We start from the raw sequence: 21,227 nt of genomic DNA on the forward strand, positions 1-21,227 counted from the left end.
GCCTCGAACATCACGGGATGATCGAGGCTTTTTTTATTATTTCGAAATTTCAAGGCAAGCAGCTTTCCCCGCGGATCAGATCCTCGAAAGTTTCGCGCTGACGAATCACATGAAAGCGATCGCCATCGACCATCACTTCGGCGGGACGCGGGCGGCTGTTGTAGTTCCCCGCCATCACAAAACCGTAGGCACCGGCCGATTCGATGGCCAGCACATCGCCTTGTTCAAGCGACAAGGTGCGCGCGCGCGCTAGCCAGTCGGCGCTTTCACAGACAGGTCCGACCACGTCGTACAGCACGCCCTCGGTTGTTCGTGGGGCAACCGGCAATACGCCATGCCACGCTTCGTACAGTGCGGGGCGCATCAAGTCGTTCATCGCGGCATCAACAATCGCGAAATTACGCGCTTCGGTCAGCTTGAGATATTGAACGGTTGTCAGCATCACGCCGGCATTGCCGACAAGCGAACGACCCGGCTCGAGCACGAGCTCGAGGTGACCGAACCCGCGCGTTTGCAGTTGGGTGAAGACACGATCCAGCAATACTTTTGGGGCCAGGGGCGTTTCGTCGTCATAACGGATGCCCAAGCCACCCCCCAGATCCAGGTGCTTGAGCTTGATTCCCATGCTATCAAGCTGCGCGATGAGCTTGAGCAATTTGTCCAACGCATCCAGATAGGGATCGACCTCGGTGATTTGGGATCCGATGTGGCAATCGACACCAACCACGGCGATGCCCGGCAGCGTGGACGCAAGCTTGTAGGCCTCGGCCGCTTCTTCGATCGCGATGCCGAATTTGTTTTCTTTAAGCCCGGTCGAAATATAGGGATGCGTTTTGGCGTCCACATCGGGATTGACGCGTAATGAAACAGGCGCAGTTTTACCCATTTGAGTAGCGACTGAGGACAAACGCTTGAGCTCAGGCACTGACTCGACGTTAAAGCATTTGACTCCGGCATTCAGTGCCGCCTGCATTTCCCAGACTTGCTTGCCTACGCCCGAAAACACCACTTTGCCCGGATTGGCGCCTGCGGCCAGCACGCGGGCCAGCTCTCCACCCGAAACAATGTCAAAGCCGCTGCCTAGGCGCGCGAACTCTTTGAGCACGGCCAGGTTTGAATTGGCTTTCATGCCATAACAAATTAGTACGCTATGCGAACCCGCCGCCTGCTGATAAGCGGTAAACGCTGTGGCCAACGCGGCGCGAGAATAAACGTAGAGCGGCGTGCCTAAGTCATTTGCCAGTGCAGCCAGACTGACCCCTTCGGCATGTAATACGCCGTTTTTGTAGTGAAAATTCGGCGAACCGGCGGGCGTGGCTGTTGTTTTTGCGGATTGAGCAGTCATGTTGTTGCTATGGGTATTCAAGTAATTAATTGTTATTCGATGACAATAGGCATCGGTGCAAGCATCAGATCTTCATCCAGGAACGGGATGGTGGTCGTGCCTTCATCGGGTGTGATGCCATACATGGAGTCGGGTGAAGAATCCGGTTTGAATGGGGTGGGCTTAGCCGGCATATAGAGCGGGCCCTTGTAGCCGCACGCGGTTATCCACGATGCTAGCGCGAGCATCGCTACAATGCGAACAACACTGCGGTGGCGGATTCTGCTGATCACTGCAAACTCCCTCGAACGTGAGGATAAGGATTATGAACGATACTGAATTTCATGCACGTGCTACGGCCATTCTGGATGCGATCGAAGCCCAGGCGGACCACTGGTTCGAAGATCTGGACCTCGACGTGGAAACCGCGCGTCAGGGTAATGTGCTGAACCTGATCTTCGAAAACGGCCACCAGGTCGTTATCAACAGCCAAGCCCCGTTGCAGGAGATGTGGCTGGCAGCGCGCAGCGGCGGGTTTCATTACCGGTTTGATGGCCAGCATTGGAAGGACACCCGCGGCGGCGCAGACTTGCACGACGCGCTTTCGAAAATCTGTTCTGACGCAACCGGTCAGGCACTACAGGTCAAGCTCTGATCCCCAAACTCGTCGGTTTACCTTTTACTGCCACCGATATTGTTCAGAAAGTCGCCCAGCGAGTCCTTTTCCGGCAAACCGATTTTTGTCACCGATTGACCGGGCGGGAACTCGCTGAAATAAAAGTTGCCGCCCTCGACAATCAGGCCATCGGGCGGGCCAGGACGTTTTTCTTCCGGGAAGGCTTTGAGCGCATTTTGCATATAGCCCATCCAGACCGGCAATGCGGCACCACCACCCGTCTCTCTTGATCCAAGAGACTTGGGTTGATCGTAACCTAGCCAGGCCACGCCAACCAATTGAGGGGTGTAGCCAGCAAACCATGCGTCCACGGATTCATTTGTCGTGCCGGTCTTGCCGGCCAGATCGTTGCGCTTAAGCACTTGCTTGGCGCGCGCGGCCGTACCGGAGGTTGCGACGCCACGCAGCATATCGTCCATAACATAGGCTGTGCGCGGATCGATCGCGCGCGCCGATGCGTCGCCTGCGATGACTGGCTTGGCCTGCATGATGACCTGGTCATTGGCATCGGTCACTTTGTCGATCAGATAAGGCGTGATCCGGTAGCCGCCATTTGCGAATACGGCAAAGCCGGTCGCCAGTTGCATGGGGGTAACCGATCCTGCGCCCAACGCCATCGGCAACACAGCGGCGTGACGCGATTTATCGAAACCGAAACGCGTAATGTATTCCTGCGCATATTTAGGGCCGATGGATTGCAGGATGCGGATCGACACCATGTTTTTCGACTTGGCGATGGCCTCGCGCATGGTCAGCATCGGTTCGTACTGGCCGCCATAGTTTTTAGGCGACCAGGCTTTTGATCCGGTCTGCTCGGCCGACAACTCGAACGGCATGTCGGAGATCATCGTATTCGGTGTCAGACCGCGCTCAAGCGATGCAGCGTAGATGAACGGCTTGAACGAAGAACCAGGTTGGCGCCAGGCTTGCGTCACTCGGTTGAAGTTGCCATGGTAGAAGTCGAATCCGCCCACCATTGCGCGCAAAGCGCCATCCTGCGGCGTCAGGGCCACAAAGGCGGACTGCACCGTCGGCATGTTCAGGATTTCCCAGTAGTCCGGACTTTTGTGCAGATAGACCACAGAGCCCCGTTGCAAACGTAATTCGGGCGGCGCTTTCGGATTCAATGCGCGGGCAATCACGCCCAGAGCCTTCTTATCCTTGATCGAGATGATTTCGGAGGCACTGCGCGCCACGCGGATTTCATCGGGCTTGACGGACAGAACGACACCGATCAGCATCTCGGTGCGATCGTGATACTTGTCGAATACCCCGTCCAGAAACTCGTCGAGCTTGGCCGGATCGTTTTCGATGCCAGCGGGCATGGTCAATTGCGCTTCGGGGCCGGGATAAGGCGCGCGACGCGTGTAATCAAGCACGCCTTCGCGCAAGGACTGATAGGCCCATTCCTGATCCTTGGACTGGATTGTTGTGTAGACATTCAGGCCACGTGAGTAGACATTATCGGGATAGACACTGATCATCAGCTGGCGTGCCAGTTCGGCCGCGTATTCGCCATGCACGGCATATCCGCCTGCTGGCGTGCCCTCGGCCGACTTGATCACCACGGGTTGCGCAAGCGCGGCTTTGTATTCAGCATCCGTCAGATAACCCAGCGAGTGCATGCGTCCCAGCACATAGCGTTGGCGCACAACCGCGCGCGGCTTGTTGGCGATCGGGTTAAAGCGCGAGGGCGCCTTGGGAATGCCTGCCAGCAATGCGGCATCGGCAGCGGTGAGGTCGGATAAAGGCTTGCCCAGATAGGTACGCGATGCCGCGGCAAAGCCATAGGCACGGTTGCCCAGATAGATCTGGTTCAGGTAAAGCTCGAGGATCTGGTCTTTTGTGAGGCTGGCCTCTATCTTGAATGTCAGAAGCAGCTCATAGAATTTACGAGAAAATGTTTTTTCGGACGACAGATAGAAATTGCGCGCAACCTGCATGGTGATGGTGCTGGCGCCCTGGGCTTTCTGCATCGACATCAGGTTGGTCAAGCCGGCGCGCACTACGCCGAACCAGTCGATGCCGCCATGCTGGTAGAAGCGGTCATCTTCGGCCGACAGTACCGCCGACTTCATCACATCGGGGATTTCATTAAAGCGCAAAACGTTTCGACGCTCTTCGCCAAATTCACCGATCAAGACCTTGTCCGCGGTGTAGATGCGCAGGGGCACGCGTGGCCGATAGTCGGTCATCGCATTCAGATCCGGCAGGTTTGGCCAAGCCAGAGCCAGAGCCATGCCGCCCAGAAGCGCTCCGCACGCCAACAGGCCTGCGCCCAGAATGGTCAGTTTGAGAAAAAACCGGAGAATGCGCGAGCCCTGAGGCTTGTCGCTATCGTCCCGATCGTCGTCGTAGTGTTCGGAAGATTTGCTCATTGGGCGTCATTTTAAAGGTTTTATGGGTATTTGCTGAGCTCTTTAGAGGTACAACCCCGGTAAATGGTTTCATCGGATTTCAAGGCCCTGTCCCCATAGAGTGCTTGTCAATGGGATAATGACGGCATGAATAACGAGTTCACACCCGCGACGCAGCCTGCCTGCGACCAGATTTCGCCTCCGGATGCCCAGGTTCAGCCTGACGCCGCCGTCGCTCTGCCTCATACCTTGCCTATTTTTCTTGTTGGCATGATGGGGGCCGGCAAAACCACGATTGGCAAGGGGTTGGCTCGTGTCCTGCAGCGCGATTTCGTTGATCTGGACCATGAACTCGAGGCGCGCTGCGGGGTCCGGATTCCGGTGATCTTCGAGATCGAAGGCGAAGCCGGGTTTCGCAAGCGCGAATGCCAGGTCCTTGAAGATTGCACCATCCGCCAGAACATCGTGATGGCAACAGGGGGTGGTGCTGTTTTATCGGAGCAGAACCGGGCTTCATTGCGTGCAAGAGGCATCGTCGTGTACCTGCGCGCCAGTGTCGACGAGCTGTTTCGTCGCACCAGTCGCGACCGCAATCGCCCCTTGCTGGCCACGCCCGATCCAAAAGGCACCTTGCGCAAACTGCTCGAGATGCGCGAACCGCTATACAACGAGGTGGCCGATGTGATCATCGATACCGGCACGACCCCGGTGTCCCAACTGGTCGCACGACTGGTCGATCGACTCAAAACCATTGAAAAAACCATTGATCCTCTTGCCAAGCCTTATCAAGCACAGGCATTTCAGCCTTTCGTGCATCCTGCGCCCGGTGAGGATCCCGCAACAGAGAATCAAGCATGCAAACAGTAAATGTCGCCACCCCGGGCGGCGAATATCCGATTCGTATCGCCCCCGGACGCCTGGACACACTTGCAGCGACCATACCGGACGATGCCACATCGATTGCGCTGGTGACCAATCCTGTCGTGCATGCGCTGATGGGGGATCGGGTGACGCGCGAGCTTGCCAAAACCGGTCGCAAAATCATTACAGTGATGTTGCCTGATGGCGAGGCGTATAAAAGCCTGGATACCCTGAATCAGATTTTCGATGCCATGCTGGGCGCCAAGCTGGATCGCCGTAGCGTCATCGTGGCGTTGGGCGGTGGAGTCATTGGCGACATGGCGGGCTTTGCCGCGGCGGTCTATATGCGTGGCGTGCGTTTTGTGCAGGTTCCGACAACGCTCCTGTCTCAAGTGGATTCTTCGGTTGGCGGCAAAACCGCTGTGAACCATCCAATGGGCAAAAACATGATTGGCGCTTTTTACCAACCCATCGCCGTCGAAATCGATACCGAAGTGTTGAATACCCTGCCCGATCGCGAAATGTCCGCCGGCCTTGCCGAGGTCATCAAGTACGGCCTGATTCTCGATTCGGAGTTTTTTGCCTGGTGTGAGCAACATGCGGCTGCCTTGCGTGCCCGCGATCCCGAATTGCTGGCCATCGCCATCCGTAAATCTTGTGAATACAAGGCCTGGGTGGTGTCTAAAGACGAGCGCGAAACCGGCATGCGCGCCATTCTGAATCTGGGGCATACCTTCGGCCACGCCATCGAGGCGGGCATGGGATATGGCCAATGGTTGCATGGTGAAGCCGTCGGCTGCGGGCTGGTCATGGCGGCCGATCTGTCGGCCGAGTTGCTGGGATTTCCGACTGCCGATGTCGAGCGCGTGCGCAACCTGGTCGCTGCCATCGGTTGTCCAGTGCAAGGACCCCGTCTGGAAGGTGTCGATCAATGGGTGTCGTTGATGATGGGCGACAAAAAAACCGAAGGCGGCCAGATCACCTTCGTGCTGTTGCCCCGCATAGGCGAGTCGATTCGTCGCAGCGCTCCGGCTGACATGGTTGCGCGCGTGATCCTGCGCAATACTGCTTGAAAGGATAGCGAGCATGACCGAGTTGGCGGCATACGCACTTCGTTCCGAATTGAGTCGAGGCCGTCGCCATGCCGAGCCGGCACCGGTTAATCGCAGCGAGTTTCAGCGCGATCGGGATCGGATTATTCATGCGACCGCTTTTAGACGGCTTGAATACAAAACACAGGTCTTCATTAACCATGAAGGCGATCTGTTCAGAACGCGTCTGACGCATTCGCTCGAAGTCGCGCAAATCGCCCGCGTGCTGGCGCGTAGCCTGAAACTGAACGAGGATCTGACCGAGGCCATCGCCTTGGCGCATGATCTGGGGCACACTCCGTTTGGTCACGCGGGTCAGGATGAGCTCAACGCCTGCATGCGCGAATTTGCTCCGCAAGCCGGAGGTTTCGAGCACAATTTGCAAAGCTTGCGCGTTTGCGACGAGCTCGAAGAGCGCTATCCCTCGTTCAACGGTCTGAACCTGTGCTTCGAGACACGTGAAGGAATTCTCAAGCACTGTTCCGTCGCCCACGCCAAGTTGCTCGGAGATGTGGGCAAGCGGTTTCTGGATCGCACTCAGCCCTCGCTGGAGGCGCAGTTGGCGAATCTGGCCGATGAAATCGCCTATAACAATCATGACATCGATGACGGTCTGCGCTCCGGCTTATTGACGGTCGAGCAAATGCAGTCGGTGCCGATTTTCGCGCGGCATTTCGCGCAAGTGCACCTGGCCTGGCCGGATCTGCCCGAGCGTCGCGTGATCTCCGAAACCATCAGGCGCATGATCAATACGCTGATCGTCGATGTGACACAGACAAGTTCGGCCAAACTGCTTCAGGCGCAACCGGCAGATGCCGAGGCTGCGCGGCATTGCGGACCATTGATCGCGTTTTCCGACCATGTGCGTCAAGAAGCGGACACGCTTAAAAAGTTTTTATTTGAAAACCTTTATCGACACTACAAAGTGGTGCGCATGACCACCAAAGCGCGCCGAATCGTACGTGAACTTTTTTCGGCTTTTTTCGGCGATCCCCGTCTTTTGCCTCCGGACTATCGCCATGACGACGATATCCGGCAAGCCCGCGCGATTTCGGATTACATCGCCGGCATGACGGATCGATTCGCGATTCGCGAGCATCATCGCTTGTTCGAGATGAGCGATCAAATGTGATGTTGTTCGAACTGTTTCCGTTCTAATCTCAACAGGAGATTGTGATGAGTACACAACGTATTTTCAAAGAATCAACAAGCGGCGTGTTGCGCTATTTGTCGATGACCGTGGCCACAGCAGGCTTGGTGATGTTGGCAGCCTGTGCGCCTACGCAGACGGCCAGAACCACGCCGGCACCGATCGACAACTTATCTGCGCCCACACCTCCCAAGGCAAGTCTGACGCTCGTGCAGCTATGCGCGCCCAATGGACGCAAGTGCGAGATGGCATTCGTGCAGATCAAGCAGGGTGCCGATCCGGTTGCGCTAGTGCGTGACTATTACAGACGCACCACCGGTGGGGCGTTGCCGGCGGTTTCGATCGAATCGAGCTGTTCGACAGGCTGGGCGGCCGCGGTTGAGTCCGAGCAAGGTTCGGTTCGTGCCGGTGGCGTGTTGCACGCGCAAGCAGCCGTTTGCGGTTATCCCACGGCCGAGAGCGCAATCAACAAGGCATTGGACATTTGCGACGCCAAGACATCGGGTGGTTGCAGAAAATCGAATCGCATCAAAGCGGACTGGGGACGCTGGGATTCAGCGACCGTGAACGCTCAAAGTCTGGATACCGGCCGCCCTGAAAAAGCCTGGTCATTTTCCGGCGGACAAATGTGCAACTCGACCGTGCCGCTTGTTGTTTCAGCGGCTTGCCCGGCTGAACCCGCCGCCTTGTTGCGTGCGGCGGGCGTGAAGTTTCCCTGATCTATCGCTTTTTGGCAGCCTTTAATACCCGGGCCAGATAGTGCCCGGTGTGGCTTGCCTTGCTGGCGGCAATTTCTTCCGGCGTGCCTTGCGCGATGATTTTGCCGCCGCCATCACCACCTTCGGGACCCATGTCAATGACCCAGTCGGCAGTCTTGATCACATCCAGATTGTGTTCGATCACCACCACCGTATTGCCTGCGACAACAAGCTGATTCAGTACATCGAGCAACAAGGCGATATCCTGAAAGTGCAATCCTGTTGTCGGCTCGTCCAGAATGTACAGCGTGCGTCCGGTGCTGCGCTTGGATAGTTCGAGCGACAGCTTGACGCGTTGCGCTTCACCTCCTGATAAGGTGGTGGCGCTTTGCCCCAGACGCAAATACGATAAACCCACATCCATCAACGTTTGCAGCTTGCGCGCGATGACCGGAACCGCCTCGAAATAGCCCAGCGCCTGTTCCACCGTCAGATCAAGCACTTCACTGATATTGCGACCGCGATATCTGATTTCGAGTGTTTCGCGGTTATAGCGCTTGCCCGCACAGGCATCGCATGGCACATACATGTCCGGCAGGAAATGCATCTCGACCTTGACCACGCCATCTCCCTGGCATGCCTCGCAGCGACCGCCCTTGACATTGAAGCTGAATCGGCCGGGATCGTAGCCGCGCACGCGCGCATCGGGAACGCCCGCGAATAATTCGCGAATTGGCGTGAACAAGCCCGTATACGTTGCCGGATTGCTGCGCGGCGTGCGCCCGATCGGACTTTGATCCACGCTGATGATTTTGTCGAAATGTTCGAGGCCCGTCAGATTGTCGTAGGGGGCGGGTTCGGATTGCGCATGATGCAACGCGCGGGAAACCGCTATGGCCAGCGTATCGTTGATCAATGTCGACTTGCCCGACCCAGACACGCCCGTCATGCAAACGAACTTTCCGGCGGGAATCCGCAAGTGAACCGATTTCAGGTTATTGCCCCGACAGCCCGTCAGCTCGAGCCATTTCTGATCCGCGTCAATCGCGCGGCGTTTGGGTACGGCAATCGACTTGGCGCCGCTCATGTATTGCCCGGTCATTGAGTTCGCGTTGGCCTCGACCTGCGCAGGCGTGCCTTGCGCAACAATCTGACCGCCATGCTCACCCGCGCCCGGCCCCATGTCAACCACCCAATCGGCCTGGCGGATCATGTCTTCATCATGCTCGACCACGATGACGCTGTTGCCCAAATCGCGCAAGTGATGCAAGGTTGCGATCAGCCTGTCGTTGTCGCGCTGATGCAAACCGATCGATGGTTCGTCCAGCACATACATCACACCGGTCAGGCCCGACCCGATTTGACTGGCCAGCCGGATGCGTTGAGCCTCGCCGCCCGAGATGGTGTCGGCGCTTCGATCAAGAGACAGGTAATTCAGTCCGACATTATTTAAAAAGGTCAGTCGCGCTTCGATTTCTTTAATGATGCGCTGTGCGATTTCCTGTTTGGATCCGGTGAGTGCTAGTTGTTGAAACCAGCTTAGACAGTCAGATAAGGGTTTGGCTTCGACCTCGTAAATGGCTAACCCCCGCTCTTGCCATTGCTCCGCCACTGGAGTGCCTGTCAGCGTTTCGGGTGGCGCGATTTTTTCATGGCCGATTCTGACGTGACGCGCTTCGGCCCGAAGGCGTGAACCGTGACACACCGGACAGGTTCGCACGGCTCTGTATTTGCCCAACTCTTCGCGCACTGCCGAAGAATCGGTCTCTTTCCAGCGTCGTTCGAGATTAGGGATCACACCCTCGAAGGGGTGACGCTTAACCGTGCTGCGGCCTTTTTCGTTCAGATAAAAAAACTGTATTTCGGTTTCGCCCGAACCGAACAGCACGATTTGCCGCATCTCTCCAGACAGATTGTTCCATGGGGTTTCGATATCGAATCCATAGTGAGTCGCCAGACTCGATAGCATGGTGAAGGTGAACGCGTTGCGTTTATCCCAGCCGCGAATCGCACCCGATCCCAAACTAAGTTCGGGGAAAGCCACCACGCGCTTAGGATCGAAAAAACCGACATGCCCGATGCCGTCGCAGCTTTGGCAAGCGCCAACGGGATTGTTAAAGCTAAATAGCCTCGGTTCGAGTTCCGGCAGACTGTGACTGCAAACCGGACAAGCGTATCGGCTGGAGAACAGATGTTCCTCATCGCTGTCCATGTCAAGCGCAATCACGCGTCCGTGAGCAAGGGTGAGCGCAGTCTCGAAGCTTTCGGCCAGTCGCTGTTTGCTTTCGGGTTTGACGCGCAGACGATCGATGACAACATCGATGTTGTGCTTTTCGTTTTTGTTGAGCTCCGGCATGCTGTCCAGATCAACCATGCGCCCGTCGACGCGTACGCGGACAAAACCTTGCGCCTGCAGGCTGGCGCATTCCTCGTCAAAGCTGCCCTTGCGGTTGTTGGCGATGGGCGCCAGAATCGCCAGTTTGCGCTCAGCTGGCCAGGCCAGGACGCTGTCGACCATTTGGCTCACGCTTTGAGCCGCCAGCGGCAGGCCGTGAGACGGGCAATAAGGTGTCCCAACCCGGGCAAACAGCAGGCGCAGGTAATCATGGATTTCGGTAATTGTGCCGACAGTGGATCGCGGGTTATGGCCGGCAGCTTTCTGTTCGATCGAAATCGCGGGCGACAGGCCTTCGATCAGGTCAACGTCAGGCTTGTCCATCAATTGCAGAAATTGGCGCGCGTAGGCTGACAGGCTTTCGACGTAGCGGCGCTGGCCTTCGGCATAGAGCGTGTCGAACGCAAGGGATGACTTGCCGGAGCCCGAAAGCCCGGTGACGACCACCAGCTTGTGGCGAGGCAGGTCGATCGACACATTTTTCAGGTTATGGGTGCGGGCACCCCGAATGCGGATTTCGTCCATGGCACGATTCTGATAGGCAACTTGGTACTATAACGCGGTGACGCTTCACGCGTTAGACTGCTTTTCGAATTAGATTCAGCCACAAGTTAGCCTCAAATTAAGCCTGTAGATGTCCAGATCTCCGACCCTAGCCTTAACCCCGACCGAGCGTCGCGCCAGCATCGCACTGGCCGGACTGTTTGCCGCCCGCATGCTGGGCCTGTTTTTGCTGTTGCCTGTTTTTGCCGTTGCGGCAGTCGGATTGCCCGGTGGGCAAGACCCGGCCAAGGTCGGTTTGGCCATGGGGATGTATGGGCTGACGCAGGCCTTCATGCAGATCCCCTTCGGGTTGGCGTCCGATCGCTTCGGCCGACGTCCTGTGGTGTTGACCGGGTTGCTACTGTTTGTCGCCGGTAGCGTGCTGTGCGCTGTTTCGGATGATTTGTTCTGGATTACGGTGGGCCGCGCGATTCAGGGTTCGGGCGCGATTTCAGCCGCGGTCACGGCCTGGTTGGCGGATGCCACGCGCCCCGAAGTGCGTACCCGCGCCATGGCAATGGTGGGCGGCTCGATTGGCTTGTCGTTCGCCGTTTCTTTGGTTGCTGCCCCGCTGATCGTAGGCGCAGGCGGCTTGGCGGGATTATTCTGGACAATTGCGCTTTTGGGCGTGGTGTGTCTGGTGGTGGCGCGCTGGGTGGTCCCGGTTGTGCCCGCAGCGCCCAAAACCGGAGCTGCCGCAAAGCCAAGCCAGGTGTTGACGCATATCGATCTGTTGCGCTTGAACTTTGGTGTGTTTTGCCTGCACCTGATCCAGGTCGCGATGTTTGTGGTTGTGCCTCCGCTATTCATCCGTGAGGGCGGGCTGACCTCGGCCGAACTGTGGAAGGTTTATCTGCCTGTCATTTTCGGGTCTTTTATTTTCATGGTGCCCGCTATTTTTGTTGCCGAAAAGCACCGAGCCCATCGCGGCATGTTGCGCACGGCAGTGGCCGGCCTGGTTCTGGTGTGCGCCTTGCTTCCCGCTGCCAGTCACGGGTTTTACACGCTGGCCTTTGCGCTGACAGGATTTTTCGTCATGTTCAACATTCTGGAAGCGTTGCAACCCTCCCTGGTGTCACGCGTGGCGCCTGCCGAGCTTAAAGGGCTGGCGCTTGGTTTTTACAATACCTCGCAGGCTGCAGGCCTGTTTCTGGGTGGAGCATTGGGGGGATCACTCGTGGCTTACGGCGGTCCCGCCGCTGTGTTTTGGGCGGCATGCGCCTTATCCGCATTGTGGCTTGTAGTGACGTGGGGGTTGCGCCCCCTGAACTTGGAGCATTGAAGTTCAAAGCAATTTAGTGCGTCGAGAAGATCAGGTCCCGATCAATTTCGGTCATATTGGCGACACCACTTAATTGCATCGTTCTGCTGAGCTCGTCCCGCAGGATTTCGATTGCACGCGTTGCACCGGGATAGCCGGCCGCGATCGCGCCGAATAGAGTGGCACGGCCGATCAGCACGCCTTGCGCACCCATCGCGCGCGCTTTAAGAATGTCGGATCCGCGTCGCACGCCCCCATCGACCAGCACGGGTACCTTCCCGCCTACCGCGCGGATAATTGCCGGCATGGCATCCAGCGTGGCGGGCGAGCTATCCAGTTGGCGGCCTCCGTGGTTGGACACGACGATGGCGTCGATCCCCATCTCCGCCAGACGAGCGGCATCCGCAGGTTGCATCACGCCCTTGACGATCATTTTGCGCTTCCAGTTGTCGCGCATGATTTGCAACTGAGTCCAGTCAAACGCCGGGTCGTAGTTTTTGCCGACAGATGAAGCCAGCTTTTTGCCGCCGGGGTTGTCGCGCTTAATCTCTTTGATGTTCTCCATCTCCGGCACGCCTTTGAGCAACATGCCAAGCGACCAAAATGGTTTGGTCGCGAAGTCCAGCACATTTTTAGGCGTGTACTTGAAAGGGAACACCAGCTGGTTTCTGAAATCGCGTTCGCGCTTTCCACCTACTGGCAGATCAACCGTGATCATCAAGCCTTCATAGTCGGCCTCATGGGCGCGCGCAATCAATGCCGCGAGCTTTTCCTTGTTGGCCAGGATGTAAGCCTGAAACCACAGCCTGCCCGGTGCGGCATCCGCAAGCGCTTCGATCGTTGTCGTGGCCGAGGTCGATAACGTGTACGGAATGCCCGCAGCGGCAGCGGCCTGAGCGATGGCGATGTCTGCGCCATGTCGACCGAAGTTCGCCGCGCCTGTTGGGGCAATCGCAAGCGGCATCGCCGATTTCGCGCCGACGAAGTCGCAAGATAAATCAACCCTGGACACATCGTTGAGCGCTTTGGGCAGAACGCGTACACGCTGAAACGCTGCGAGATTGTCGCGCAACGCGATCTCGTCTTCTGCACCACCGTCGAAAAAATCGAAAATCGCGCGCGGCAACCGCCTGCGCGACATTTCTCTCAAGTCGGCAATGCTAAATGCACGCGATGCTTTTTCGGCAAGACTCATTTCGACTGATTATTCCGCAGTGATTCCCGAGGCTTCGATCACTTTGGCCCAGCGAGCCTGATCCTTGACCAGAAACTCCCTGAATTGTTCTGGTGTATCCCCCACCGGTATTGCGCCTAACTCCTTGAGTCGTTTTTGAACTTCAGGAAGATTCAATGCTTGCACCATGGCGACATTCAACTTGTCTACGATTGGTTTGGGCGTGTTGGCCGGCGCCAGCATGCCGACCCATGGGGCGGTTTGTTCAAAGCCTGGAAATCCGGACGAATCCATCGTCGGCACTCCCGGGAAGTCTTCCATTGGTTTGGCCGAACCCACCGCCAGCACCCGAATCCGTTTGTCGTTGACATGATTGGCAATGCCGATGCTCGGGTAGAACATGAACGACACGCGACCGGCCATCACTTCGGTCAAAGCAGGCGCATTGCCGCGAAACGGCACGTGCAGCATTTTGGTGCCGGATTGCGTTGCCATCATCGCGGCGGCCAGATGGGCGGATCCACCATTGCCGGCTGAGCCGTAGCTCACGTTGTCAGGCGTGCTCTTGGCTTTGGCAACCAGTTCCTGCAAAGTTTTAAACGGCGAGTCATAGGAAGTGACCAGTACCAATGGCAGATTGGCCGCAAGCGAGATGGGGGCGAAATCTTTCAGAGGATCGTAATCGGCTTTTTCGTTGAGCAACAAGCGGTTCACGTTGTGCGACAAGGAGGCGAACAGCACTGTGTAGCCATCCGGTTTTGCTTTGGCGACTTCTTTCGTTGCGATAAGCGAGTTCGCTCCGGTACGGTTTTCGACGACCACGGTTTGACCGAGTGATGCCGACATGTGCTGCGCCAGAATGCGGCCGATGACATCGGTTGGTCCGCCGGCGGCAAAGCCGATGACCATCTTGATGTTCTGGGTAGGGTAGTTTGGTGCCTGGGCGAAGGAGGCCGTAGCCGTTACGCCCAATATGGATGCGCCAAGCGCGATATTGCGACAAAGTTTTTTTGTCGCAATCAAAAAAGATGCGTTCATGGATGATTTCTCCAGTTTGAATTCGTACGCAAGATTAGCAGGGTGACTGCCATCCTGGTCTGCAGACTTTCCCTGATCAGGCCGCCTGTGGAAAGTAGCGGTCCGCCATGACCTGACAGCGTTTGATGTAGCGAGGCTCGTCAGGCTTATAGTCGGCGATCGCGTTGTGGATCGTACCCATGTTGTCCCACATCAGGACATCGCCCTCTGTCCAGCGGTGACGGTAGCGAAACTGGGGCTGCAACTGATGCTCGAACAAAAACGCCAGAATGCGGTCGCTTTCTTCCTCGGGCAGCTCATTGATCCGGATTGAATAGCCCGGGTTGGCGTAAAGCACCTTCTCGCCGGTGATCGGGTGGGTCAGAAAGATCGGGTGCGACACGGGGGGTTTGGCTTTACGCTGTTCTTCGGTTAGCGGTGCCCGCGTGCTTCCGGGTTGTTTGCGCATGTTTTCCCAGAACTTGTTGAAGTCATGCAAAACAGTCATGCCATCGAGTTTTGTTTTCAGGTCTTCGGGCAAGGCCAGGTAGGCGGCCCGCATGTTGGAAAACTCCGTGCTGCCCAAAGGCTCGCCGTTGCGACGTGGAATCTCGATGCCGTACAGAACGTTCGTGAAAGCGATCATCTTGCTGTAAGACATATCCGTGTGCCAGTCCTGACCTGCATCCCCCAAGCCGATCGGCTTGCCGTCGACTTTCTTGTTGGACAAAATCATCACCTCGGGCAGGCCCGGCTCCTGATAGACGTTGGCCACATTGATTTCGAGGCTACCGAAATTCGAGCTGTAATCCTTGAGCTGTTGGCTACTGAGCTGCTGTTTCGGAAAACACAGCACACCATATTTGCCGAGCAAACCTTCGATGGTTTTATAGTTTTCGGCGCTCAGTGGCTGGGACAAGTCGATGTTTTCGACACGGGCGCCCAGGCCCTGTCCGCTAGGTGTCACGTTGATCATGTTTATCTCCTCGCAGCAGGTGACTGGGTGGCGGGCAGGCCTGCAATGATTTCAGAAGTATTGTTTTCAAAAGATCACGGAGTCTATCGAGTTCTGGATCTTTAGAATAGAATCAAATCGTGAAATCAATGTTTCCATATTAGAAACAATTCAGGCTAAAAATGGACAAACTCAAGGCAATCGAGATTTTTATCGAAGTGGCCCAGGGACTCAGTTTTTCGGGGGCGGCCCAGCGTCTGGGGATGGCCAAAGGCAACGTGACCAAACACATCGCCTGGCTGGAGCAAAATCTGGGTGTGCAATTACTCACGCGCACCACCAAAAGCGTCAGCTTGACCGAGTCCGGCCTGTCTTTGCTGGAAAACGGCCGCGAGTTATTGGATCGGGCTGAAAAAGTGGACAATGCGGTCCGCCAGTCCGTCAAACAAACTAAAGGTATTTTGCGCCTGGGCGCCCCGCCCTCGTTTGGCGCGTTTCACCTGGTCCCCATCATCACCGCCTTTTCGTCCGCGCATCCCGACATTCAGGTCGTGTTGTATCTGGATGATGGCCGCACCGACCTGGTCGCCGAAGGTCTGGATATGTCAGTGCGAATCGCTTCGTCGCTCAAAGACACCAGCCAGGTTGCGCACAAGCTGGCAGTTGTTCCGCAGTTGCTGGTCGCATCGCCCGAGTATCTGAAGCGACGCGGGATGCCTGCTGATGTGGCCGATTTGGCCAATCATGATTGCATGGTTCATGCATTGAAATCGCCGACCAACATTTGGAATTTTGACGGACCGGCACCGCTCAATGCAAAACACTCGGTGCGAGTGCGGGGCACGATTCGGGCCAATTACGGCGACCCCCTGCGCCATGCCGCGATACTCGGACACGGGATATCCATGCACCCAACCTACATGGTGATGCAGGATATCCAGGCAGGGCGGCTACAGACGGTTTTGCCCGAATTTCGGCCCAGCGGGGTGGATATTTATGCCGTTTTCCCGAGCCGCAAGAACCTGCCAGTCAGGGTTCGGACGTTTCTGGACTTTTTGAGGCAATGGTTTCGCGAACCGGGTTGGGATGTTTACAAAAATCTGCCTTACACTGCTCCCTAATGCGTAGTTTTGCGTCTGGCAGGATTTTGCCAACCGGACAATGATGGCGCCTCGTACGGCCCGGTATCGGGCTATTGTTAAACATATGGATATTTGATACGGAGATCGGCATGGCATCGGTCAATAAAGTAATTCTGGTTGGCAACCTTGGGCGCGATCCTGAAGTGCGTTACGGCGCGGATGGCGGTTCGGCGATTTGCAACGTGTCCATCGCGACCACCAGCAACTGGAAGGATAAAAACACCGGCGAGCGCCGCGAAGAAACCGAATGGCATCGCGTGGTGTTCTACAACCGCTTGGCTGAAATTGCCGGTGAATACCTCAAAAAGGGCCGTCCAGTCTATATCGAGGGTCGCCTGAAGACCCGCAAGTGGCAAAACAAGGAAGGCGTCGATCAGTACACCACCGAAATCATTGCCGACCAGATGCAGATGCTAGGTGGACGTGATGGAGCTGAAGGTGGCATGGGCGGCGGCGAAAGTCAGGCCCCCCGCCAGGTACGCGTACCTCAGGCCCAGCGCCCTGCCGCACCTGCTGCGCCTGCCGCCAATCTGGCTGATATGGATGATGACATTCCCTTCTGACCAATCCGGCGCATCCTAGCGATCGAACAGGTCAACTTGCCAGATGCAATGATTTTGAAACCCGATGTAACGAACGTTCATCGGGTTTTTTCATGGTTGATGCCATAAACCTTTATAGTTCAGAATTCGAACAATAAAAATTATAAAAATCCTCACGGAGACTTCTTGAATGCTTAAAAGACCCTATGGCTTGGCTGTCGCCCAACTTGGTCCGATACAGCCTCAGGATACGCGTGCCCAATGCGTTGCGCGCTTGCTCGAAATGATGCGTGAAGCGGCCTCGCGCGGTGCAAAGCTGGTGGTGTTCCCCGAGCTGGCGCTGACGACTTTTTTTCCGCGCTATTGGATGAACGAACAGGAGGCGGAGCAGCGCTATTTCGAGGCCAGCATGCCCGGGCCTGAAACTGCGATTCTGTTCGAGACGGCGCGTAAGCTGGGTATTGGCTTCTATCTTGGTTATGCTGAACTGACTAAAGATGGTCGCCGCTTCAACACCGCAGTGTTGGTGGATGCGCAGGCCAACATCGTTGGACGCTACCGCAAGATTCATTTGCCGGGCCACAGCGATCACAAACCTAAAGCGCCTTTTCAGCACCTGGAAAAAAAGTACTTCGAAGTTGGTAACGAGGGTTTCAAGGTGTGGGACACCAAAGAAGCCAAGATTGGCATGTGTATTTGCAACGACCGTCGGTGGCCGGAGACTTGGCGCGTGATGGGGTTGCAGGGGGCCGAAATCGTCGCACTCGGTTACAACACGCCTTCAGTCAATATCCACTGGCCGGAACCTCCGCATTTGCGTATGTTCCATCATTTGCTGACTTTGCAGGCCGCAGCCTATCAGAATGCGGTCTGGGTAGCCGCCTCAGCGAAAGCAGGCGTCGAGGATGGCAGCCACCTGATTGGTGGATCGGCGATCGTCGCACCAAGTGGAGAAATTGTCGCGCAAGCGCAAGGCGAGGGTGACGAGGTGATTTTCTGTCAGGCCGATCTGGCGATGGGAGACACTTTTAAACAGCACGTCTTTAACTTCGCCGCACATCGCCGTCCGGAGCACTATCGCCTGATCATTGATCGCGTAGGTGCCGGCTCGACAATGGGTGCGCCGCCAACAGACTGATGCACAGTAACCTGGCGCGTGACGCTATTTCAGACTAACCAAGACAAAACTCAGAGCAGATCAAGGCAAGCACAAAATGTCGGACTCAGATAAATCAGTACAAGGCCACGATATCAATCCGGCCGCAAACCAGGATGGCATGTCCAAAGGGCTGACCAATTATGGCGATCGCGGCTTTTCATTATTTTTGCGTAAAGCATTCATCAAGGGCGCAGGCTATACCGATCGCGCGCTCGATCGTCCCGTCATCGGCATCACCAATACCGGCAGCGCCTACAACCCCTGCCATGGCAATATGCCCCAATTGATGGAAGCGGTTAAACGCGGCATCATGATGGCGGGTGGTTTGCCGATGGATTTTCCGACCATTTCGATTCACGAAAGCTTTTCGCAACCGAACAGCATGTTCATGCGCAACTTGATGTCGATGGACACGGAAGAAATGCTGCGTGCTGCGCCCATGGATGCAGTGGTATTGATAGGCGGTTGCGACAAGACCGTACCGGCGCAGCTGATGGGGGCTGCCTCGGCAGGCCTGCCGGCCGTGCAATTGATTACCGGATCCATGCTGACCGGCTCGCATCGCAGCGAGCGCGTCGGCGCTTGCACCGATTGCCGTCGATATTGGGGCAAATTCCGTGCTGAAGAGATTGATGCCGAAGAAATTGCCGAGGTGAATAGTCAGCTGGTCGCAAGCGTCGGTACCTGCTCGGTCATGGGAACCGCCAGCACGATGGCATGTATCGCCGAAGCGCTCGGCATGACAGTGCCGGGCGGCGCATCGCCACCGGCAGTGACGGCTGACCGCATGCGCGTAGCCGAGCAAAGCGGCGCGCTAGCGGTCGAGATTGCACGCAAGCGACTGGGTATCGATCAGATCCTGACCGCCAAAGCGTTCGAAAACGCCATGCGCGTGTTGCTGTCTATTGGTGGATCGACCAATGGCATCGTCCATTTGACTGCGATCGCCGGGCGCATGGGCTTTGAAATCGACCTGAAGGCACTGGACCGCATGGGACGTGAAACGCCCGTGCTGCTGGATCTGAAACCATCGGGCGATCATTACATGGAAGACTTCCACGCAGCTGGTGGCATGGCGACCCTGTTGCGCGAGCTCAAGCCCTTGTTGCATCTGGATGCGATGACTGTGACTGGTCGCACGCTGGGTGAAGAGATCGAACGCGCCGGCCCGGGGTTTAAACAAGACGTGATTCGCAGTGCGAGCAACCCGATTTATCCGCAAGGCGGCATTGCCGTGCTTGAGGGCAACCTTGCACCTGGGGGTGCGATCATCAAGCAATCGGCTGCGCATCCAAAACTGATGGAGCATGAAGGCCGCGCAGTCGTGTTCGAAAACCTCGAAGACATGGCCAACCGTATTGATTCGCCGGATCTCGATGTGAATGCGGAAGATATTCTGGTTCTTAAAAACATCGGCCCCAAGGGCGCGGCCATGCCCGAAGCCGGATACATGCCGATCCCCAGAAAGCTGGCTAAAGCGGGCGTCAAAGATATTGTCCGCATTTCCGACGGCCGCATGAGTGGCACCGCGTTTGGCACAATCGTTCTGCATGTGACCCCCGAGTCGGCAGTCGGTGGCCCGCTTGCCTACGTTCAAAATGGCGACAGAATTCGCTTAAGCGTGGCCAATCGCGAACTATCGTTGCTGGTTAGTGCCGAGGAGCTTGCACGCAGGGCTAGTCAGAAGAAAGTTGAAACCCCCACTGCGCAGCGCGGTTACCGCAAACTATTTTTGGAAAGCGTGACACAGGCGGATCAAGGCGTGGATTTCGACTTTTTGATGCCTCCCATGACGGGCGGCAAGATTCCGAAAAAATGAGACCTTATTCAGATGACCCAGATATTTAAAAACACTTCCATGCAAATGATTGCAATGTTCAAACGTTTTGCTGCTGCAGCTCTATTAATGGCCACGGCAGTACCGCTTGCCGCGCACGCGCAACAAGCGACGAACTCGTATCCCGATCGCCCGATTAAACTCATCGTGCCGTTTGCCGCAGGCGGTCCGACCGACCTCGTAGCCCGCATCATGGCTAATGCGATGGAAAAGGATCTCAAGCAAGTCATCATCGTTGAGAACAAGCCCGGCGGTGGTTCGAACATCGGCACTGAAATCGTCGCACGAGCCAAGCCCGATGGCTATACCTTGCTGCTCGGCACGATCGCCAACACCACCAACATGTCGATCTATAACAATTTGAACTACGACACCGAACGCGACTTTGTGCACATCACACAATTCATGTCTTCGCCAAGTGTGTTGGTCGTCAATCCATCGCTGCCGATCAAGAACCTTAAAGAATTGATCGCATATGCAAAGGCGAATCCGGGCAAATTGAGTTATGCCACGTCCGGTGCGGGTGGATCAACGCACTTCGCCGCCGAAATGCTGAGGTTGCGAACCGGTATCGATATCCTGCATGTGCCTTACAAAGGGGCGGCTCCCGCGCTGAACGATGTTCTGGGCGGCAATGTGTCCATGGGCTTCATGACAACCGCAGGCGCATTGCCGAGTATTGCCGCAGGCAGATTGCGTCCCATCGCCGTGGCAGGGTTGACCAGGTTGCCGCAATTGCCGGATGTACCCACCATGGCTGAAGCAGGCATACCTGATTTCGAGGTCAGTTCATGGAATGGGTTGTTTGCCCCTGCCGGCACGCCACCCGCGATCGTTGCCAAATTATCGGCTGCCGCGCAAAAGGCATTGGCGCTGCCCGATGTTCAAAAGCAATTCGAACAGCATGCTGCGCAAGTGGTTGGCGGCTCACCCGAGCAGTTCAAGCAATACGTCAAAGCTGAAATCGAAAAGTGGCGCAGAGTAGCTGCTGCGGCCAATATCAAGATCAACTGATCAGGTTTGTAAAGATTCGTAACGATATCGA

General features: G+C 56.4%; 17 protein-coding genes and 1 pseudogene. 11 read left to right on the forward strand and 7 right to left on the reverse strand.

Going from position 1 to position 21,227, the window contains the following annotated elements; all coding sequences use genetic code 11:
• Positions 1 to 49 precede the first annotated feature (49 nt).
• Positions 50 to 1,345 (reverse strand): diaminopimelate decarboxylase, encoded by a 1,296-nt coding sequence (gene lysA, locus G3I67_RS04580; protein WP_163651963.1) that lies wholly within the window; start codon positions 1,343 to 1,345, stop codon positions 50 to 52.
• Positions 1,346 to 1,377: 32 nt separating this feature from the next.
• Entirely contained in the window at positions 1,378 to 1,617 is a 240-nt protein-coding gene (gene lptM / locus G3I67_RS04585; RefSeq protein WP_311197045.1) for an LPS translocon maturation chaperone LptM, read from the reverse strand.
• A gap of 32 nt (positions 1,618 to 1,649) precedes the next feature.
• Between lptM and cyaY the strand changes: the two genes are divergently transcribed.
• A complete protein-coding gene (gene cyaY / locus G3I67_RS04590) occupies positions 1,650 to 1,979 on the forward strand; it encodes an iron donor protein CyaY (RefSeq protein ID WP_163651965.1) in 330 nt (109 codons plus the stop codon).
• A gap of 17 nt (positions 1,980 to 1,996) precedes the next feature.
• Here the strand turns inward: cyaY and G3I67_RS04595 are convergent, their stop codons facing one another.
• Positions 1,997 to 4,378 (reverse strand): penicillin-binding protein 1A, encoded by a 2,382-nt coding sequence (locus G3I67_RS04595; protein WP_163651967.1) that lies wholly within the window; start codon positions 4,376 to 4,378, stop codon positions 1,997 to 1,999.
• Between the two features lie 126 nt (positions 4,379 to 4,504).
• Between G3I67_RS04595 and G3I67_RS04600 the strand changes: the two are divergent.
• From G3I67_RS04600 to G3I67_RS04615, 4 genes and pseudogenes are all read left to right on the forward strand, one after another.
• Positions 4,505 to 5,116: pseudogene (locus tag G3I67_RS04600) on the forward strand (shikimate kinase); the annotation flags it as partial.
• Positions 5,117 to 5,211: 95 nt separating this feature from the next.
• Positions 5,212 to 6,291: a 3-dehydroquinate synthase gene (gene aroB / locus G3I67_RS04605; protein WP_163651971.1), complete on the forward strand. Its 1,080-nt coding sequence runs from the start codon at positions 5,212 to 5,214 to the stop codon at positions 6,289 to 6,291.
• A gap of 13 nt (positions 6,292 to 6,304) precedes the next feature.
• A complete protein-coding gene (locus tag G3I67_RS04610; protein ID WP_163651973.1) occupies positions 6,305 to 7,441 on the forward strand; it encodes a deoxyguanosinetriphosphate triphosphohydrolase in 1,137 nt (378 codons plus the stop codon).
• Positions 7,442 to 7,485: 44 nt separating this feature from the next.
• Complete coding sequence (locus G3I67_RS04615; protein WP_163651975.1) at positions 7,486 to 8,178, forward strand: hypothetical protein; 693 nt, start codon at positions 7,486 to 7,488, stop codon at positions 8,176 to 8,178.
• 1 nt (position 8,179) lies between these two features.
• On the opposite strand, the gene uvrA is transcribed toward G3I67_RS04615, so the two are convergent.
• The gene (uvrA, locus tag G3I67_RS04620; RefSeq protein ID WP_163651977.1) at positions 8,180 to 11,077 is read right to left on the reverse strand and encodes an excinuclease ABC subunit UvrA; all 2,898 of its coding nucleotides are present in this window, start codon (positions 11,075 to 11,077) and stop codon (positions 8,180 to 8,182) included.
• A 109-nt stretch (positions 11,078 to 11,186) separates the two neighbouring features.
• On the opposite strand from uvrA, the gene G3I67_RS04625 reads away from it, so the two are divergent.
• Complete coding sequence (locus tag G3I67_RS04625; protein ID WP_163651978.1) at positions 11,187 to 12,377, forward strand: MFS transporter; 1,191 nt, start codon at positions 11,187 to 11,189, stop codon at positions 12,375 to 12,377.
• Positions 12,378 to 12,390: 13 nt separating this feature from the next.
• Here the strand turns inward: G3I67_RS04625 and G3I67_RS04630 are convergent, their stop codons facing one another.
• The 3 genes from G3I67_RS04630 to G3I67_RS04640 all read right to left on the reverse strand — a co-directional run bounded on the left by G3I67_RS04630 (position 12,391) and on the right by G3I67_RS04640 (position 15,523).
• Positions 12,391 to 13,551, reverse strand: coding sequence for an alpha-hydroxy acid oxidase (locus tag G3I67_RS04630; protein WP_163651980.1), 1,161 nt, complete (start codon positions 13,549 to 13,551; stop codon positions 12,391 to 12,393).
• A 9-nt stretch (positions 13,552 to 13,560) separates the two neighbouring features.
• Positions 13,561 to 14,568 (reverse strand): Bug family tripartite tricarboxylate transporter substrate binding protein, encoded by a 1,008-nt coding sequence (locus G3I67_RS04635; RefSeq protein WP_163651982.1) that lies wholly within the window; start codon positions 14,566 to 14,568, stop codon positions 13,561 to 13,563.
• A 76-nt stretch (positions 14,569 to 14,644) separates the two neighbouring features.
• The gene (locus G3I67_RS04640; protein WP_163651984.1) at positions 14,645 to 15,523 is read right to left on the reverse strand and encodes a TauD/TfdA dioxygenase family protein; all 879 of its coding nucleotides are present in this window, start codon (positions 15,521 to 15,523) and stop codon (positions 14,645 to 14,647) included.
• Positions 15,524 to 15,684: 161 nt separating this feature from the next.
• Here G3I67_RS04640 and G3I67_RS04645 point away from each other — a divergent pair, with 161 nt between their 5' ends.
• From G3I67_RS04645 to G3I67_RS04665, 5 genes are all read left to right on the forward strand, one after another.
• A complete protein-coding gene (locus tag G3I67_RS04645; RefSeq protein ID WP_163651986.1) occupies positions 15,685 to 16,623 on the forward strand; it encodes a LysR family transcriptional regulator in 939 nt (312 codons plus the stop codon).
• Between the two features lie 110 nt (positions 16,624 to 16,733).
• Entirely contained in the window at positions 16,734 to 17,207 is a 474-nt protein-coding gene (ssb, locus tag G3I67_RS04650; RefSeq protein WP_163651988.1) for a single-stranded DNA-binding protein, read from the forward strand.
• Between the two features lie 169 nt (positions 17,208 to 17,376).
• Positions 17,377 to 18,324, forward strand: a complete 948-nt coding sequence (locus G3I67_RS04655; RefSeq protein WP_163651990.1) for an N-carbamoyl-D-amino-acid hydrolase — start codon at positions 17,377 to 17,379, stop codon at positions 18,322 to 18,324.
• Positions 18,325 to 18,400: 76 nt separating this feature from the next.
• On the forward strand, positions 18,401 to 20,164 hold the full coding sequence (locus tag G3I67_RS04660; RefSeq protein ID WP_163651992.1) for an IlvD/Edd family dehydratase: 1,764 nt from the start codon (positions 18,401 to 18,403) through the stop codon (positions 20,162 to 20,164).
• 12 nt (positions 20,165 to 20,176) lie between these two features.
• Positions 20,177 to 21,196: a Bug family tripartite tricarboxylate transporter substrate binding protein gene (locus G3I67_RS04665; protein WP_235931671.1), complete on the forward strand. Its 1,020-nt coding sequence runs from the start codon at positions 20,177 to 20,179 to the stop codon at positions 21,194 to 21,196.
• Positions 21,197 to 21,227 lie beyond the last annotated feature (31 nt).

This window comes from Sheuella amnicola, from assembly GCF_010499255.1.
GTDB classification, from domain to species: Bacteria; Pseudomonadota; Gammaproteobacteria; order Burkholderiales; family Burkholderiaceae_B; genus Zwartia; species Zwartia amnicola.

What these genes read in the sequence shown, in the direction of transcription:
- lysA (WP_163651963.1), bottom strand. Translation starts at nt 1,345, where the DNA reads ATGACTGCTCAATCCGCAAAAACAACAGCCACGCCCGCCGGTTCGCCG.
- cyaY (WP_163651965.1), top strand. Translation starts at nt 1,650, where the DNA reads ATGAACGATACTGAATTTCATGCACGTGCTACGGCCATTCTGGATGCG.
- G3I67_RS04595 (WP_163651967.1), bottom strand. Translation starts at nt 4,378, where the DNA reads ATGAGCAAATCTTCCGAACACTACGACGACGATCGGGACGATAGCGAC.
- aroB (WP_163651971.1), top strand. Translation starts at nt 5,212, where the DNA reads ATGCAAACAGTAAATGTCGCCACCCCGGGCGGCGAATATCCGATTCGT.
- G3I67_RS04610 (WP_163651973.1), top strand. Translation starts at nt 6,305, where the DNA reads ATGACCGAGTTGGCGGCATACGCACTTCGTTCCGAATTGAGTCGAGGC.
- G3I67_RS04615 (WP_163651975.1), top strand. Translation starts at nt 7,486, where the DNA reads ATGAGTACACAACGTATTTTCAAAGAATCAACAAGCGGCGTGTTGCGC.
- uvrA (WP_163651977.1), bottom strand. Translation starts at nt 11,077, where the DNA reads ATGGACGAAATCCGCATTCGGGGTGCCCGCACCCATAACCTGAAAAAT.
- G3I67_RS04625 (WP_163651978.1), top strand. Translation starts at nt 11,187, where the DNA reads ATGTCCAGATCTCCGACCCTAGCCTTAACCCCGACCGAGCGTCGCGCC.
- G3I67_RS04630 (WP_163651980.1), bottom strand. Translation starts at nt 13,551, where the DNA reads ATGAGTCTTGCCGAAAAAGCATCGCGTGCATTTAGCATTGCCGACTTG.
- G3I67_RS04635 (WP_163651982.1), bottom strand. Translation starts at nt 14,568, where the DNA reads ATGAACGCATCTTTTTTGATTGCGACAAAAAAACTTTGTCGCAATATC.
- G3I67_RS04640 (WP_163651984.1), bottom strand. Translation starts at nt 15,523, where the DNA reads ATGATCAACGTGACACCTAGCGGACAGGGCCTGGGCGCCCGTGTCGAA.
- G3I67_RS04645 (WP_163651986.1), top strand. Translation starts at nt 15,685, where the DNA reads ATGGACAAACTCAAGGCAATCGAGATTTTTATCGAAGTGGCCCAGGGA.
- ssb (WP_163651988.1), top strand. Translation starts at nt 16,734, where the DNA reads ATGGCATCGGTCAATAAAGTAATTCTGGTTGGCAACCTTGGGCGCGAT.
- G3I67_RS04655 (WP_163651990.1), top strand. Translation starts at nt 17,377, where the DNA reads ATGCTTAAAAGACCCTATGGCTTGGCTGTCGCCCAACTTGGTCCGATA.
- G3I67_RS04660 (WP_163651992.1), top strand. Translation starts at nt 18,401, where the DNA reads ATGTCGGACTCAGATAAATCAGTACAAGGCCACGATATCAATCCGGCC.
- G3I67_RS04665 (WP_235931671.1), top strand. Translation starts at nt 20,177, where the DNA reads ATGACCCAGATATTTAAAAACACTTCCATGCAAATGATTGCAATGTTC.